At 72.3% G+C, this 15,148-nt stretch carries 11 protein-coding genes and 1 pseudogene; 4 read left to right on the forward strand and 8 right to left on the reverse strand.

What is annotated here, in order from left to right:
* Positions 1–144: 144 nt before the first annotated feature.
* Both BLW82_RS12040 and dxr read right to left on the reverse strand, forming a co-directional pair.
* Complete coding sequence (locus tag BLW82_RS12040) at positions 145–1,437, reverse strand: M50 family metallopeptidase (RefSeq protein WP_177233283.1); 1,293 nt, start codon at positions 1,435–1,437, stop codon at positions 145–147.
* Positions 1,438–1,445: 8 nt separating this feature from the next.
* The gene (gene dxr, locus BLW82_RS12045) at positions 1,446–2,717 is read right to left on the reverse strand and encodes a 1-deoxy-D-xylulose-5-phosphate reductoisomerase (RefSeq protein WP_093498784.1); all 1,272 of its coding nucleotides are present in this window, start codon (positions 2,715–2,717) and stop codon (positions 1,446–1,448) included.
* A 190-nt stretch (positions 2,718–2,907) separates the two neighbouring features.
* On the opposite strand from dxr, the gene BLW82_RS12050 reads away from it, so the two are divergent.
* Positions 2,908–3,366: a lamin tail domain-containing protein gene (locus tag BLW82_RS12050; RefSeq protein WP_093498785.1), complete on the forward strand. Its 459-nt coding sequence runs from the start codon at positions 2,908–2,910 to the stop codon at positions 3,364–3,366.
* A gap of 92 nt (positions 3,367–3,458) precedes the next feature.
* Here the strand turns inward: BLW82_RS12050 and BLW82_RS12055 are convergent, their stop codons facing one another.
* Together BLW82_RS12055 and BLW82_RS12060 are read right to left on the reverse strand one after the other, a co-directional pair.
* On the reverse strand, positions 3,459–5,393 hold the full coding sequence (locus BLW82_RS12055) for an acyl-CoA dehydrogenase family protein (protein WP_093498786.1): 1,935 nt from the start codon (positions 5,391–5,393) through the stop codon (positions 3,459–3,461).
* A 143-nt stretch (positions 5,394–5,536) separates the two neighbouring features.
* A complete protein-coding gene (locus BLW82_RS12060) occupies positions 5,537–5,728 on the reverse strand; it encodes a hypothetical protein (protein ID WP_093498787.1) in 192 nt (63 codons plus the stop codon).
* A 267-nt stretch (positions 5,729–5,995) separates the two neighbouring features.
* Here BLW82_RS12060 and BLW82_RS12065 point away from each other — a divergent pair, with 267 nt between their 5' ends.
* From BLW82_RS12065 to BLW82_RS12075, 3 genes and pseudogenes are all read left to right on the forward strand, one after another.
* Entirely contained in the window at positions 5,996–7,009 is a 1,014-nt protein-coding gene (locus tag BLW82_RS12065) for a LacI family DNA-binding transcriptional regulator (RefSeq protein WP_093498788.1), read from the forward strand.
* A 123-nt stretch (positions 7,010–7,132) separates the two neighbouring features.
* Positions 7,133–7,362: pseudogene (locus BLW82_RS12070) on the forward strand (family 31 glucosidase); the annotation flags it as partial.
* A 126-nt stretch (positions 7,363–7,488) separates the two neighbouring features.
* Positions 7,489–8,676, forward strand: coding sequence for a sulfotransferase family protein (locus BLW82_RS12075; protein ID WP_093498789.1), 1,188 nt, complete (start codon positions 7,489–7,491; stop codon positions 8,674–8,676).
* A 247-nt stretch (positions 8,677–8,923) separates the two neighbouring features.
* On the opposite strand, the gene BLW82_RS12080 is transcribed toward BLW82_RS12075, so the two are convergent.
* The 4 genes from BLW82_RS12080 to BLW82_RS12090 form a co-directional block, all read right to left on the reverse strand.
* Positions 8,924–11,152, reverse strand: a complete 2,229-nt coding sequence (locus BLW82_RS12080) for a glycosyl hydrolase family 95 catalytic domain-containing protein (protein WP_093498790.1) — start codon at positions 11,150–11,152, stop codon at positions 8,924–8,926.
* Positions 11,149–11,238, reverse strand: coding sequence for a Beta-galactosidase C-terminal domain (locus tag BLW82_RS43240; RefSeq protein WP_107408528.1), 90 nt, complete (start codon positions 11,236–11,238; stop codon positions 11,149–11,151). The genes BLW82_RS12080 and BLW82_RS43240 overlap by 4 nt, the downstream gene beginning before the upstream one ends.
* Before the next feature lie 257 nt (positions 11,239–11,495).
* On the reverse strand, positions 11,496–12,944 hold the full coding sequence (locus tag BLW82_RS12085) for an aldehyde dehydrogenase family protein (RefSeq protein ID WP_093498791.1): 1,449 nt from the start codon (positions 12,942–12,944) through the stop codon (positions 11,496–11,498).
* Positions 12,945–13,551: 607 nt separating this feature from the next.
* Positions 13,552–15,123 carry a PucR family transcriptional regulator gene (locus tag BLW82_RS12090; RefSeq protein WP_093498792.1) on the reverse strand — a complete coding sequence of 524 codons (1,572 nt, stop codon included), beginning with the start codon at positions 15,121–15,123 and terminating at the stop codon, positions 13,552–13,554.
* Positions 15,124–15,148: the final 25 nt, after the last annotated feature.

A 15,148-nucleotide genomic window follows, 5' to 3' on the forward strand; every position in this document is an offset into this window, starting at 1 on the left:
CTAGGTCCAGGTCCCGTCGTAAGCGGGTTCCAGGCTCCGAGATTACGGCACCGGCACCGGAGCGGGCACATCCCCCACCCGTAAACCCACTCGATGGAAGCGGCCCGGAACACAGTGTTCCGGGCCGCTTCGAACGCTGTGTGGCTACGAGATTTTCACGGGGTTAACCACGTCAGCGATCAGGACGAGGACGGTGAAGCAGATGAAGACCCCGGCCACCACATAAGCCACCGGCATCAGCTTCGCCACGTCGAACGGGCCCGGGTCCGGGCGGCGCAGGACCCTGGCCAGGTTGCGGCGGAGCGACTCCCAGAGGGCGCCCGCGATGTGGCCGCCGTCCAGCGGGAGGAGCGGGAGCATGTTGAAGAGGAAGAGGGAGAGGTTGAAGCCGGCCACGAGCATCAGGGCCATGGCCAGCTGCTCCGTCGGCGGGATGTCCAGGGTGAAGATCTCGCCGCCGACGCGGGCCGCGCCGACCACGCCCATCGGGGAGTCCGCCTGACGCGGGGCGCCGTCGAAGGCCGCGTCCCACAGGGCCGGGATCTTGCCGGGCAGGCTCACGATCGAGTCGACGGCCTCGCCGACGCGGTCGCCCATCCAGGTCAGGGACTCGCCGAAGTCCTGGCGGACGATGCCGGTGGCGGCGCTGAAGCCGAGGAAGCCGGCGGTGACGTACTGGCCCTGGACGATCTGGCCGCTGGAGTCCTTCTTGGCGACCTGGTTGGTGGCGATCTTCGCGTGCAGGGTGACGTCCTGGCCCTTGCGGTCGACGACGATCGCCACGTCCTTGCCGGGGGTGGAGCGGATCAGGTCGGAGAGCTGGTTCCAGCTGTCCGTCTTGACGCCGTTGAAGGAGACGATCTTGTCGCCGGCCTTCAGGCCCGCGGCGGCGGCCGGGGAGGCGGCGTCGGTCTTCTTGCAGGTGTCGCGGTTCTCGCTCTGGGCGATGACGCACTGGGAGACCGAGCTGACCGTGGTGGTCTGCTGGCTGATGCCGAAGCCCATCAGGATGGTGAGGAAGAGCGCGACCGCGAGGATCAGGTTCATGAAGGGGCCCGCGAACATCACGATCACGCGCTTCCAGGGGGCGCGCGTGTAGAAGAGGCGGGTCTCGTCGCCTGGCTGGAGTTCCTCGAAGGCGGCCGAGCGGGCGTCCTCGATCATGCTGCGCCAGGGTGAGGTGGAGCGGGCCGTGACCCGGCCGTCGGCGCCCGGCGGGAACATGCCGATCATGCGGATGTAGCCGCCGAGCGGGACGGCCTTGACGCCGTACTCCGTGTCGCCCTTGCGGCGCGACCAGATGGTCGGGCCGAAGCCGACCATGTACTGCGGGACGCGGATGCCGAAGAGCTTGGCGGTGGAGAGATGCCCCAGCTCGTGCCAGGCGATCGAGACCAGCAGGCCGATCACGAAGACGACTATGCCGAGGATCATCATCAGGGCTGTCATGCACGCGCCTCCGCGGTCGCCTTCTGCGCTGTCAGTTCCTGGGCCCGGATCCGCGCCCAGGTCTCCGCTTCGAGTACGTCCGGCACGGTGAGCGAAGTTCCCGTACGGGGGGTGCCGTGTTCCTCGACCACCCGGGTCACGGTCTCCATGATGCCGTTGAAGGGCAGCAGACCGGTCCGGAAGGCCTCGACGCACTCCTCGTTGGCCGCATTGAACACCGCCGGCGCGGTGCCCGCGAGCTCACCGACGTGCCGGGCCAGGTTCACGGACGGGAAGGCCTGGTTGTCCAGCGGGAAGAACTCCCAGGTGGAGGCCTTGCTCCAGTCGAAGGCGGGTGCCGCGTCGGGGACCCGTTCGGGCCAGCCGAGACCGATGGCGATCGGCCCTCGCATGTCGGGGGGCGTCGCCTGCGCGATCGTGGATCCGTCCGTGAACTCGACCATCGAGTGGACATACGACTGCGGGTGCACGACCACCTCAATGCGGTCGAAGGGAATGTCGTAGAGGAGGTGTGCCTCGATGACTTCCAGCCCCTTGTTGACCAGGGTGGCGGAGTTGATCGTGATGACCGGTCCCATCGCCCAGGTGGGGTGGGCGAGCGCGTCCTCCACGGTGACGTTCGCCAGGTCGGCCTTGGTGCGGCCGCGGAAGGGGCCGCCGGACGCCGTGACGACCAGCTTGCGGACGTCGGCCCGGGTGCCCGCCGCAAGCGACTGGAAGAGCGCCGCGTGCTCGGAGTCGACCGGGATGATCTGGCCGGGCTTGGCGAGCGCCTTGACCAGCGGGCCGCCGACGATCAGCGACTCCTTGTTGGCGAGGGCGAGGGTGCGGCCCGCCTCCAGGGCGGCGAGGGTGGGCGCGAGGCCGATGGAGCCGGTGATGCCGTTGAGGACGGTGTGGCAGTCGGAGGCGGCGACGTGGGTGGCCGCGTCGGGTCCGGCGAGGATCTCCGGGAGCGGTTCGCCGGGGCCGTAGCGCGCCGTCAGCGCCTCGCGCAGCGCCGGTACGACGTCCTCGCGGGCGACCGCGACGGTGCGCACCCGCAGCCGGTGCGCCTGCTCGGCGAGGAGGGCGATCCGGCCGCCCTGGGCGGAGAGGGCGGTGACCCGGAAGCGGTCGGGGTTGCGCAGGACGAGGTCGATGGCCTGGGTGCCGATCGATCCGGTGGAGCCGAGGATCACCACGTCCTTCGGGCCGTCGCCCACGAGCGGGTCGTACACGAGGTGCGGGTCGGCGAGGGGTGCCGGACTGGCGGGACTGTCGGTCATCCCCCCATTGTGGCCGCATCCGGTGACCGGGAGGACAGCGCGTGCCGCACGCGGGCGCCTTAGCGGCTCCTGTCGCCGTATGGAGTGGAATTCCCTTTGTGAGATTCAGGTGAAGATCATGTGATAACACTTCTGTCGGGTCGGCGGGGATGACCGGCCCGACCGGAAGACATCCTGGGGGGATCTCTCCATGCGCACCAAGTCCATACGCGCCGTGCTGCCCGCGCTCGCGGGCGCCGCGCTGCTCACCGGCACCGTGTTCAGCACCCCGGCACAGGCGGCCGGGGGCGTGACCATCTACCACGTCTGGTTCGACAGCCCGGGCAGCGACAACCGCTCCAACTCCAGCCTCAACGCGGAGTGGGTGCAGATCAAGAACACCGGCGGCTCGGCCGTCTCGCTCAAGGGCTGGGTCCTGAAGGACACGTCCAACCACCGGTACGTCTTCAAGAGCGTCAAGATCGGCGCCCACAAGACGATGAAGGTGCACACCGGCCGGGGCACGGACACCGCGTCGGACAAGTACCAGAACCGCCGCGCCTACGTGTGGAACAACACCAGCGACACGGCGACGCTGACCAAGGCGAGTGGCGCCAAGGTCGACTCCTGCTCCTGGACGACGCGGGACCCGAGCGACAAGTACTGCTGAATCGCTCCTTCAGCGACCTAACCGAAGGGGGCCCCGGTAGACGGGGCCCGATAGAGGGGCCCCGGTGAGAAGGGCCCCCGGGTGGAACGGCCTTACTTGAAGGGGCGGCGGACGTTGTCCCGCCGGGACGGCCCGGGGCTCGCGTCCGCGATCCACGGGCCCTCGCCCGACGGGTCGACGATCCCCTGCTCCAGCCATTCGAAGGAGCCGCCGAGCACGGCCTTGACGACCTTGCGGTCCAGGTCGTCGGTGTTCGACCAGAGCCGGGTGAACAGCTCGTCGACGCGGATGCGGGCCTGCCGGCAGAACGCGTCGGCGAGCAGGTAGGCCTCGCGGCCGTGGTCGCCCTGGCGGCGCAGCAGCTCGGCGCGTACGCAGGCCGCGCTCATCGCGAACAGTTCGGCGCCGATGTCCACGACCCGGCCCAGGAAGCCCTGCTTGGTCTCCATCCGGCCCTGCCAGCGGGACATGGCGTAGAAGGTGGAGCGGGCCAGCTTGCGGGCGTGCCGTTCGACGTAGCGCAGGTGCGGGGCGAGGTCCACGCCGTGTTTGAAGTCGCCGTACGACGTGGGGAGCTGGCCGGGGCCCGCGACCAGCTTCGGCAGCCACTTGGCGTAGAAGACGCCCGCGTTGGCGCCCGCCTTCGCCTTGTCCTGGAGGGACTTGTCGGGGTCGATGAGGTCGCCGGCGACCGAGAGGTGGGCGTCGACGGCCTCGCGGGCGATCAGCAGGTGCATGATCTCCGTGGAGCCCTCGAAGATGCGGTTGATGCGCAGGTCGCGCAGGAGCTGTTCGGCGGGGACGGCGCGTTCGCCGCGGGCCGCCAGCGACTCGGCCGTCTCGAAGCCGCGCCCGCCGCGGATCTGGACCAGCTCGTCGGCCATCAGGCAGGCCATCTCGGAGCCGTAGAGCTTGGCGAGGGCGGCCTCGATACGGATGTCGTTGCGGTTCTCGTCGGCCATCTGGGAGGACAGGTCGACGACCGCCTCCAGGGCGAAGGTGGTCGCCGCGATGAAGCTGATCTTGGAGCCGACCGCCTCGTGCAGCGCGACCGGCTTGCCCCACTGCTCGCGGGCCGCCGACCATTCGCGGGCGATCTTCAGGCACCACTTGCCGGCGCCGACGCACATCGCGGGGAGCGAGAGCCGCCCGGTGTTGAGGGTGGTGAGGGCGATCTTGAGGCCCGCGCCCTCGGGGCCGATGCGGTTGGCGGCCGGGACCCGGACCTGGTGGAAGCGGGTGACGCCGTTCTCGATGCCGCGCAGGCCCATGAAGGCGTTGCGGTTCTCGACGGTGATGCCCGGCGAGTCCGCCTCGACCACGAAGGCCGTGATGCCGCCCCTGCTGTTCTCCGACTTGGGGACGCGGGCCATGACGACCAGGAGGTCGGCGACCACGCCGTTGGTGGTCCACAGCTTCACCCCGTCGAGGACGTAGTCGTCCCCGTCCGGTACGGCCGTGGTGGCCAGGCGCGCCGGGTCCGAGCCGACGTCCGGTTCGGTGAGCAGGAACGCCGAGATGTCGGTGCGGGCGCAGCGCGGCAGGAAGGCGTCCTTCTGCTGCTGGGTGCCGAAGATCTTCAGCGGCTGCGGGACGCCGATCGACTGGTGGGCGGAGAGCAGCGCGCCGACCGCGGGGTTCGCGGAGCCGACCAGGGAGAGGGCCCGGTTGTAGTAGACCTGGGTGAGGCCGAGGCCTCCGTACTTGGTGTCGATCTTCATGCCGAGGGCGCCGAGTTCCTTCAGACCGGCGATCACCTCGTCGGGGATGCGTGCCTCGCGCTCGATGCGCGCCGAGTCGATCTTCGTCTCGCAGAACTCGCGCAGCCGGGCCAGGAACTCCTCGCCGCGCTGCACGTCCTCGTCCGCCGGGAGCGGATGCGGGTGGATGAGGTCGAGCCGGAAGCGCCCGAGGAACAGTTCCTTGGCGAAACTGGGCTTGCGCCAGTCCTGTTCCCGGGCGGCCTCCGCCACCTGGCGGGCCTCCCGCTCGGTGACGGTGGGTTTCTTGGTGGTGGGGGCGGACATTGCGGCTCACCTCGCCACGAAAGGGGTTGTTGGGACCGTTCGTTACCGACCAGTGCTACTGGATCGTTGGTACCCGAATCGGGCTCCGCCTACCAGCCCTCGCGGTCCGATCGGCTGACGCGGTGAGCGCCCCGACGCGTTTCTCAGCCGATGTCGCCGGAGTACGGGGTGGTGTCCAGCCGCCCCGAGCCCTTGACGACCTCGGCGCCGGACGCGATGCCGGAGCGGTACTCGTCGTTGCCACCGGCTTGCGGCCGAACCCGGGGCGGAGTCGTCCCCGACGCACTGGGCGCCGGTGCCCTTTTCCCGCCCCCGGACGTCGTCGCCGAGGTCATACTTGCCGAGCGTCACGGAGTCGCAGGCGGTGCACTCCCTGCTCGGCTCACCGGCCCGCGCCGCGCCTGCCGCCCGCGGCGGCGGTGAGCGCGACCGAGGCGGCCGGCAGCGTCTTCGGGGTACTGGACGGGCCGGCCATTCACTGTCGAAGCGCTTCGACACCTATGGACACCCACGCGCACTGAAGCTACTGTCGAACCACCCTCACTCGCCACCCTGCCGGCAATGCGCACTGTCGAAGCGCTTCACAAAACTTGGAGAGCCGGATGGTCACCCTCGCCGAGGTCGCCCAGCACGCCGGAGTCTCGGCGAGCACGGTGAGCTATGTCCTCAGCGGCAAGCGGTCCATCTCCACCCCCACCCGGCAGCGGGTCGAGCAGAGCATCCGGGAGCTGGGCTACCACCCGAACGCGGGCGCCCGCGCCCTGGCCAGCAACCGTTCGAACATCATCGCGCTGATGATCCCGCTGCGTACGGACATGTACGTGCCGGTGATGATGGAGATCGCGATCGCGGTGGCCACCACGGCCCGCGCGCACGGCTACGACGTCCTGCTGCTCACCGGCGAGGAGGGGCCGGACGCGGTGCGCCGGGTCACCGGCAGCGGGCTCGCCGACGCCATGATCCTGATGGACGTGGAGCTGGAGGACGAGCGGCTGCCGCTGCTGCGGGAGACCGACCAGCCCTCCGTGCTCATCGGTCTGCCTGCCTCGACCTCCGGCCTGACCTGCGTCGATCTCGACTTCGGGGCGACCGGCGCGCTGTGCGTGGAGCATCTCGCGAAGCTAGGTCACCGTGACATCGCTGTCATCGGCGAGGCCCCGGCCGTCTACGAACGGCACACCGGCTTCGCCGAGCGCACCCTGGACGGACTGCGGTCCCGGGCTCGGGAGTTGGGCCTGAGGGTGCTGCACCGGCCGTGCGAGGGCGGGTACGACGCGATGGCCGCCACGCTGGCCCGGATCTTCGACGAGCGCCCGGGCACCACGGGCCTGGTCGTCCAGAACGAGTCCGCGGTGGAGCCGCTGCTGGCGCTGCTGCGCCAGCAGGGCCGGGCCGTGCCGGAGGACGTGTCCGTGGTCGCGATCTGCCCGGACCAGGTCGCCGTCCAGGCCTCGGTCCGGCTGACCTCGGTCGCCATCCCCGCCCAGGAGATGGGCCGGTACGCCGTGGAGCACCTGGTCGCCAAGCTGGACGGCCGGGGCATCGAGGAAGTCGTGCTGATCGCACCCGAGTTGACGGTACGGGCGAGCACGGGACCGGCGCCGGCCGGGTCCTGACCCCTTTGCAGCGCCCCGCCCTTCCGGGGCGCCCCCCCTGTCCGCACTCCTTCAGGAGCACGTGACATGAATCAGTCCGCCCGCATCCAGTCCGCGGACGACCAGCCCAAGGTCGGCCTCGCGCAGGCGGCCTGGACGGTCGACGACGCGTACCTTTTCGGCCGCGACCTCCTGGTGGCGCCGGTGCTGACAGCGGGCGCCACGGTCCGCGCGGCGTACGGGCGGGCGCCCGGTGGACGGACGCGTGGACGGGCGAGCCGTCCGAGGGCGGCACGGCGGTGACGGTGGACGCGCCGTTGGGCCGTATCCCGCTGTTCCTGCGCGACGGAACGAGGCTACCGGTCGCGGAGTAGTCCGGCCGGATTACGACGGCCCTCGTTACCGGCCGGTTAATGTCTCAACTCGGCCGTGCGGTGAGGCAGTTGGAGCGGGTAATCAGTATCCCCGCCGACTGTCCCCCCACGAAGGGTTCCGCTGCCGTGGCCTTGGACCCGCTCCCCCTCACGCTCGCCGACCTGCTGCTGCGACCCGGCTTCCGCGGCCGCCGCACTCCCGACCGTGCCTTCGACCGGCTGTTGGCGGCGGCCGGGCCCGCGGAGGGCGACGAACACTTCACCGACGGCTTCCGCCACCTGCTCCGATGTTGGGCGGGAGCCGAGCGTCTGACCCCGGTCGGCTGGCTGTCCGCACGCGGGCACGTCGGCCGGCACCTCGCCAACCGCGCCCGGATCCGCCGGCTGCTCGCCGAACACCCGGAGATCGAGCGGGAGCCCGTCGAGCGCCCGGTGTTCGTGGTGGGCCTGCCCCGCACCGCCACCACGCTCACCCACGGCATCCTCTCCCTCTCGGCGGACCATCGCTGCCCGTTGCTGTGGGAGCTGCTCACCCCGGATCTGGAACTTCCGCCGGAGGAGCGGGAGAAGGCGATCACGGCCGCCCGCCGTCTGGTCGGCGGCATCAACCTCTTCTCCCCGCGCTTCCGGCACATCCACAACCTGCGCCCCGAGGGACCGGAGGAGTGCACCTTCGCGCTGCCGCACACGGTGATGCCGCTCTCCCAGGCGGTGATCCCCGAGTACCTGCCCTGGCACGAGACCCATGACTTCGGCCCCGACTACCGCTACCTCAAGCAGATCTACCAGGTCCTCCAGTACGGCCGCCCGCGCCGCCGCTGGGTGCTGAAGTCGCCGCTGCACCTGGAGAACCTGGACGCGCTGCGGGCGGTCTTCCCGGACGCCACGATCGTGTGGACGCACCGCGATCCGGCCACCGCAGTGGCCTCCTTCTGCAGCCTGGTCGAACACGGCATGGCGGTGAACACCCGCCCCCTCGACCTGGACTGGATCGGCGCCACCTGGCTGGAGCTCCTGGCGCGCTCGGCCAGCCGCGGCCTCGCCGCCCGCGCCGGCATCCCCCGCGAGTCCCTCGTCGACGTGCCGTACTCCTGGCTGGGCGCCGACCCGGCCGCGGGCGCCCCGAAGCTCTACGCGGCCGTCGGCGCCCGCTGGACCGAGGCCGACGCGGCCCGCCTCCCGGCCGTCGCCGCCCGCCCCAGGGGAACCCGCGTACACAGCTACGACCTGGCCCGCTACGGCCTGACCCGGGAAGCGGTCGACGCCGCCTTCGCGGACTACAACGCGCTGCGCGCCGAGGTCGACCGGGCGTGACGGTGCGCGGGGCGGCCCCGCCGGATCGCGGGACCGCCCCGGTGGCTCACCTGCTGCCGACACTCTCGCCGTTGGCGGTGAAGTCCAGCCCGCCCGACGAGGACGTGATCTCGAAGCACCTTCTCGGAGTTGGGGTACGACTTGATGCCGCCGGTGTCGGAGTGGTTGGCGTTGACGCCCCATTCGGTGCCGGAGTTGGCTCACCCGCACCTGAGGCTCCGGCGCCGGAGCCTCAGGTGCGGGTGGGCTACCACGTCCCCAGGGTGAGGACGTGGTCTTCTCCGGCGACGAGGTCGAGCGGCCGACGGCCGGAGGAGGTCCACAGGTCGACGCGGAGGGACCGGTGCGGCGTGAGGACGGCCCGCGCGCCGTCGGGGGTCCAGGAGAGGTCGAGTTCGGCGCCGAAGCGCGTGCGGATGCCCCGGAGCCGGCCCTCTCCCAGGGCGGCGGGCGGGGCCGGAAGCAGCACGAGCCGGTCCGGGGTCGACTGGACGAGGGCCTCGATGAGCACGGCGGGCAGGGTGTGTGCGGCGTCGGCGTTGTAGACGTCGCGGTGCGGGTAGTGGGCGCTCATCAGGGAGGCGTGGAAGAAGTCGCCGGCCAGGACGCGGTCGAGGGCGGCGCCGACCCGGTCGCCGTCGCGCAGGCGGGCCGCGACGAGGGCGTGGTGGAGGTGGCCGTGGGCCGAGTCGTTCTCGGCGCCGCGCAGTTCGAGGGCGCGGTGGGCGGCGGCAGCGAGCTCCGGGGTGTCGTAGGGGGTGATCTCGTCGAGCGGCCAGACGCCGTACAGGTGGCTGAGGTGGCGGTGGTCGTAGGTGTCGTCGAGGCCGGGCCAGGCCCATTCGGCCAGTGCGCCGTCGGCGTTGATCCGGTGCGGGGGCAGCCGGTCGGCGAGGGCGCGCCAGCGGTCGGCGTCCGGCCCCGGGTGGTAGTCGGCCGCGGTGTGCAGCGCGTGCCGGGCGGCGGACAGGTCCATCGCCGCGTTGACCGTGCCCCAGCTCGCGTTCGCGGGCCGGTTCTCGGGCGAGTAGGAGGGGACGATCACGAGGTGGCCGTCGGCGTCGGTCCGGGTGAGGAAGTCCTCGTAGAACCGCGCGACTTCGGCCAGCACCGCCGCCGTGCGGGGGTCGCGCTCGCCGCGGGTCTCGTCGTGGTCGACCAGCGGCTTGAGCAGCCAGTCGGCGCCGGCCGTCCACAGGTGCAGGGGGTATTCGCGGCTGAAGTGGTAAGCCAGCCCGGACTCGCCGTCGCTGTGCGCGGGCGCCACCGCGCCCCGGGCGCCGAACACCGCGCGGGCGTTCTCCCGCCAGTCGCCGAGCTGGCGCTGCACCAGTGCGGCGCAGGCCTGTGTGACTTCGGGCAGGGCGGCCGCCGCTGCCGAGGCCGTCTGGAGGTTGACGTTGGCGTCGTTGGTGAACGCCCCCGACCAGGCGGTGTCCCAGTCGCCGGTCCACAGGCCGGTCAGGCGGGGCGGGTTGAGGCCGGAGGCGGAGAGCAGGTGGTAGCGGCCGGCGGCGAAGAGCCGCTCCAGGAGGGCCGCTTCGGCGGGCCGCTTGACCAACTCTGACCCCGGCAGCGCGCGTGCGGCCGGGTGGGCGGCCAGGTCGAGGGTGACGCGGGTGTAGGCGGCGCGGTGCGGGACGAGGTGGCGGGCGAGCAGCGCCTCGTACGACTCCTGGTCGGCGAGCAGGTCGCTCAGTGCGCGTGCCTCGGCGGTCACGTCGAGTTCGCCGGTGTGGCGGCGGACCCGGGTGAGGAGGAGGACGGACGCGGCGCCGGTGACGCGGACGCCCGGCGGGACGAGTCCGGTGCTGCCGCCGGTGACGGCGACCAGGGTGACGCCCGTGTAGGCGCGGTCGCTGCCGGGGTAGCGGGCGCGGAGGCTGAGCAGGGCGCCCTCGGGGGTGCGCAGCGCACCGTGGCCGACGCCCAGGCCGGGCGGGGCGCCGGGGAGCCGGTGGTCGAGGGCGATGTCGAGGGCGGCGGCGCCGGTGACCTGCTGCACGATCACGTCGTCCGCGCGGGAGACGAAGACCCTGCTGGTCCAGTCGGCGGCGGTGGCGGTGGCCTCGCCGGTGGTGAAGTCGACGGAGCGGCGGTAGCCGTCGGGCTGGCTGTGCGGCCTGCGCAGCCGGATCTGGAACGCGGGGTGGAAGGGCTGCACCCACTGGAGCGGACGGCCGTCGGTGAAGCTCTCCGCGGCGGCCCGCTCTCCGGCGAGCAACCTGTCCTGCACCGCGACGAGTTCGGCCGCCAGACGGGGCGGGCGGGCGTGTTCGCCGCCGTTCGGGCGGACGAGGGTGTGGTGGGTGACGATGACGCGGTCGTCGTCCGGGTCGCCGAACACGAGGGTGCCGTGGTGGCCGTTGCCGCTCAGGAAGGCGTCCTCCCAGCGGGCGGCGGGGGCCGGTTCCCAGGTGCCGTGGACGGGGCCGGTGGCGGTGTTGACGCGGGTGCCGGTGCCGTCGGTCGTCATGGCTTGAGCACCGCCACTCCGTGGCGGCCGAGGACGGTCTCGCCGGTGACGGTCGTGCCGGTCAGCAGATCTCGGTGTGTTCCCATGAGAGAGATCTTCGCCTCGTCACGCCGTGATTGAACAGGAACGGCGGCTCGCCCCGGCGGAGCCTTCTCGGAGGGCGCCGGGGGGACTCCGACGGCGTGGCCCGGCGGTGGGTTCCGCCGGTCCTCACCCGCGAGGAGGTGGCCGCCGTCGACCGCCGTCTGATCGAGCTCAGGCAGAGCAGCCAGTTCTGGGACACACCACGGCCGGAGCCCCCGCACAGCGGGCTCCGGCCGTGGTGTGTGTGGTCCGTGGCAGGTCAGAGGGCGAGGCCCGTGAGCACCAGGACGCGCTCGTAGGTGTAGTCGTCCATGGCGAACTTGACACCCTCGCGGCCGACGCCGGACTGCTTCACGCCGCCGTACGGCATCTGGTCGGCGCGGTAGGAGGGCACGTCACCGATGACGACGCCGCCGACCTCCAGCGCCCGGTGGGCGCGGAAGGCGAGCTGGAGGTCGTGGGTGAACACGCCCGCCTGGAGGCCGTACTTGGAGGCGTTGACGGCGGCGAACGCCTCGGCCTCGCCGTGCACCTTCTGCACGGTGAGGACGGGCCCGAAGACCTCCTCGCAGGAGATGGTGGTGTCCTCCGGCACGTCGGTGAGGACGGTCGGCGCGAAGCTGGCGCCGTCGCGGTCGCCGCCGGTGACCAGGGTGGCGCCGGCCTCGACGGCCTCCTTCACCCACGCCTCGACCCGCTCGGCCGCCGCCTCGCTGACCAGCGGGCCGACGTCGGTGTTGTCGTCGGCGGGGTCGCCGGTGACCTGGGCCTCGACGGCGGCGACGATGCGCGGCACGAGACGGTCGTAGACGGCGGCATCGGCGATGACCCGCTGCACCGAGATGCAGGACTGGCCGCCCTGGTAGTTGGAGAAGGTCGCGATGCGGGTGGCGGCCCAGTCGAGGTCGGCGTCGCTCGCGTAGTCGCCGAGGACGACGGCCGCGCCGTTGCCGCCGAGCTCCAGGGTGCAGTGCTTGCGGGGCACCGAGTCCATGATCGAGTAGCCGACCTTCTCGGAGCCGGTGAACGAGATGACCGGGAGGCGCTCGTCCTGGACGAGGGCGGCCATCTTGTCGTTGGCGACCGGGAGGATCGACCAGGAGCCGGCCGGGAGACCGGTCGTCTCGGCGAGCAGGTCACCGATGATCAGGCCGGAGAGGGGCGTGGCCGGGGCCGGCTTCAGGATGATCGGCACACCGGCCGCGATCGCCGGGGCGATCTTGTGGGCGCACAGGTTGAGGGGGAAGTTGAACGGCGCGATGCCGAGCACGACGCCCTTCGGGAAGCGGCGGGTCAGCGCGAGGCGGCCCTGGCCGCCGAGGTCGGTGTCCAGCCGCTGGGCCTCGCCGCTGTTGAAGCGGCGGGCTTCCTCGGCGGCGAACCGGAACACGGACACGGCGCGGCCGACCTCGCCGCGGGCCCACTTGATCGGCTTGCCGTTCTCGGCGGAGATCAGCTGGGCTATCTCCTCGGTGCGCTCGGCCAGGCGGCGGCTGACGTGGTCGAGGGCGGCGGCGCGTACGTGGGCGGGGGTGGCGGCGAACTCGTCCCGTACGGCGTACGCGGCGGCGACGGCTTCCTCGACCTGGGCGTCGGTGGGCACGCTGACCTTGCCGACGAGACGGGCGTCCCACGGGTTGGTGACGTCGAAGGTGTCCTCGCCGGTGGCCTGGCGGCCGGCGAGCCAGAAGGCGTGGGTGGCGGTCATTGCGAGTCCCGGCCCTTCCGCGTTGGGGGTGGGTGTGTGCAGGGTGTTCGGCTCCACGGTAGGTCGACGGGGCCGAGGGCGTGTTTGTCCGGGGTGTAGTGGTGGGGGTGGGGGGTGCGCCGGATTGGCACGGTGCCGGGGGCGGGCCGCTTTTTTCCCGCCCCCGCCGCCCCTACCCGTCCCGTCCTCCAGGGGGTGGGCCCCCTTCGACCGCCCGTTTCGGGGGCTGCCGCCCCCGGACCCCCGCATCGGCCTCCGGCCTCGTCCTCGAACGCCGGACGGGCTGGGGAGTGGGGGCGGCCCGGTCGTCGTCGAACGCCGGACGGGCTGGAGGGTGGGGGCGGGCCGGTCGTCGTCCTCGAACGCCGGACGGGCTGGAAAGTGGGCGCACGATGAGAAGCCCAAGGGCGCGGGAAACTGCGCGGCCAGCCCCCGCCCTCCGGCGTCGTCCTCAAACGCCGGACGGTCTGCAAAGTGGGGGCACGAAGGGAAACCCAGGGGCGCGGGGGACGGTGTGGCCAGCCCCCGCCGAGCCGCGGACTGCAGTCGGCCTGGGGGGACGGTGCGGTTTCGGCGGTGCGGGTCGGGTGGGTGGGCAAGGACCCGGCTACTCCCCCGACGTCGCCTTCAGCGCCAGCCACAGTTCCATCCGGACGTCCGGGTCGTCCAGGGAGCGGCCCAGGATCTCCTCCACCCTGCGCATCCGGTAGCGCAGCGTGTGCCGGTGGACGCCGAGGTCCGCCGCCGCCGCGTCCCACTGGCCGTGCCGGGAGAGCCATGCCCGGAGAGAGGCGACCAGGTCACCCCGGCCGGTCGCGTCGTGCTCGTACAGCGCCCTGAGCAGACCGTCGGCGAACGCCTTCACCGCGTCGTCGGCGAGGAGCGGAAGGACCGAACCCGACGCCAGCTGCTCGTGCTCGACCAGGACCCGGCCCCTGCGCCGGGCCACGGACAGCGCCTGCTCGGCCTGCTTGTAGGCGGCCGCCGCCGCGATCGGGCCGGAGGGCGCGGAGAGGCCCACCACCAGTTCGCCGTCCTCGCCGCCGCCCTGCTCCGCCGGCACAGACCGCGCCGCCTCCCGCGCCGCCGCGTACTCCACGCACGCCGCCACCGCCGCACCCCCGTCCGCGGCCAGCACCACCAGCCGCTCCCCCTCGGGCACCAGCAGTACCGCCTCCCCGGCACGGGCCGCGGCCGACTCCACCGCCTCGGTGAGACCGGCCGGCACCTCGCCGCCGCCCGCGTCCGCGACGATCATCCGGAAGGGGGCGTCGAGCAGCCCGCCGTACAGGTCCCCGGCGACGCCCCGGGCGTGGTCCGGCTGTCCGGCGAGCAGCATGCGCAGCACCGCCGCCCCGACCCGCTGCTCGGCCGCGTGCAGTGAGCGGGAGCGTTCCGTCGTGAGGGTGAGGAGGGCGATCGCGGAGTGGACGGCGTAGCGCTCCGCCGTGCCGAGCGCCGAGGCCGTGCCGACCGCCAGGGCCGCCCGCGGGCGGCGGCCGGTGCCGAGGGAGTGCAGTTCCACCCGGTCCTCGTTGTCGGGGCCGCCGACCACCGAGGACGCCGGTGCCGGGCGCTCCCGCAGGCGCTCCACGTCCGCCGTCAGACGCGCCGCCCGGCGCCCCGCCCACTCCGGTGCCGTCGCGACAACCGCGCCGGACGCGTCGTACAGCGCCGCCCAGCCGTCCACCTGCGCGGCAAGCGCGGTGAGCAGGCCCTCCGGGCCCGCGTTGAGCGCCTGCCTGGTCAGTTCGCGCTGGGCGGCGAAGCCCGCCGTCACCGCGCGGTACTGGTCGGCCGCTATCGCCGCCGAGACCGCCTTGCTGATGGCGAGGAAGGGGGTGCGGCGCGGCACCTCCAACAGGGGCAGGCCCTCGTGTTCCGCCGCGTCGACCAGGGCCTTCGGGATCCCGTCGTAATTGACCCCGACAGCGAAGCCGAGGCCCACCACACCGGCTCCGACCAGCCGTTTCACGTACTTCCGCATCGCCTCCGGATCCTCCGCGTCCAGCTTCAGCGCGGTGATCAGGAGCAGTTCCCCGCCCTCCATGTACGGCACGGGGTCGGCGAGTTCGCTGGCGTGGGCCCACCGCACGGGCACGTCGAGGCGGTCCTCGCCCGCGCGCACGGTCAGTTTGAGCGCGGAGTGGTGGACGAGCGAGGCGAGCGTCGGTGGCATCAGGCCGTCAGATCTTCTCTTGGGT

Source organism: Streptomyces sp. Ag109_O5-10 (genome assembly GCF_900105755.1).
Classification (GTDB): Bacteria; Actinomycetota; Actinomycetes; order Streptomycetales; family Streptomycetaceae; genus Streptomyces.

What these genes read in the sequence shown, in the direction of transcription:
- BLW82_RS12040 (WP_177233283.1), bottom strand. Translation starts at nt 1,437, where the DNA reads ATGATGATCCTCGGCATAGTCGTCTTCGTGATCGGCCTGCTGGTCTCG.
- BLW82_RS12085 (WP_093498791.1), bottom strand. Translation starts at nt 12,944, where the DNA reads ATGACCGCCACCCACGCCTTCTGGCTCGCCGGCCGCCAGGCCACCGGC.
- BLW82_RS12055 (WP_093498786.1), bottom strand. Translation starts at nt 5,393, where the DNA reads ATGTCCGCCCCCACCACCAAGAAACCCACCGTCACCGAGCGGGAGGCC.
- BLW82_RS12060 (WP_093498787.1), bottom strand. Translation starts at nt 5,728, where the DNA reads ATGACCTCGGCGACGACGTCCGGGGGCGGGAAAAGGGCACCGGCGCCC.
- dxr (WP_093498784.1), bottom strand. Translation starts at nt 2,717, where the DNA reads ATGACCGACAGTCCCGCCAGTCCGGCACCCCTCGCCGACCCGCACCTC.
- BLW82_RS12050 (WP_093498785.1), top strand. Translation starts at nt 2,908, where the DNA reads ATGCGCACCAAGTCCATACGCGCCGTGCTGCCCGCGCTCGCGGGCGCC.
- BLW82_RS43240 (WP_107408528.1), bottom strand. Translation starts at nt 11,238, where the DNA reads ATGGGAACACACCGAGATCTGCTGACCGGCACGACCGTCACCGGCGAG.
- BLW82_RS12080 (WP_093498790.1), bottom strand. Translation starts at nt 11,152, where the DNA reads ATGACGACCGACGGCACCGGCACCCGCGTCAACACCGCCACCGGCCCC.
- BLW82_RS12065 (WP_093498788.1), top strand. Translation starts at nt 5,996, where the DNA reads ATGGTCACCCTCGCCGAGGTCGCCCAGCACGCCGGAGTCTCGGCGAGC.
- BLW82_RS12090 (WP_093498792.1), bottom strand. Translation starts at nt 15,123, where the DNA reads ATGCCACCGACGCTCGCCTCGCTCGTCCACCACTCCGCGCTCAAACTG.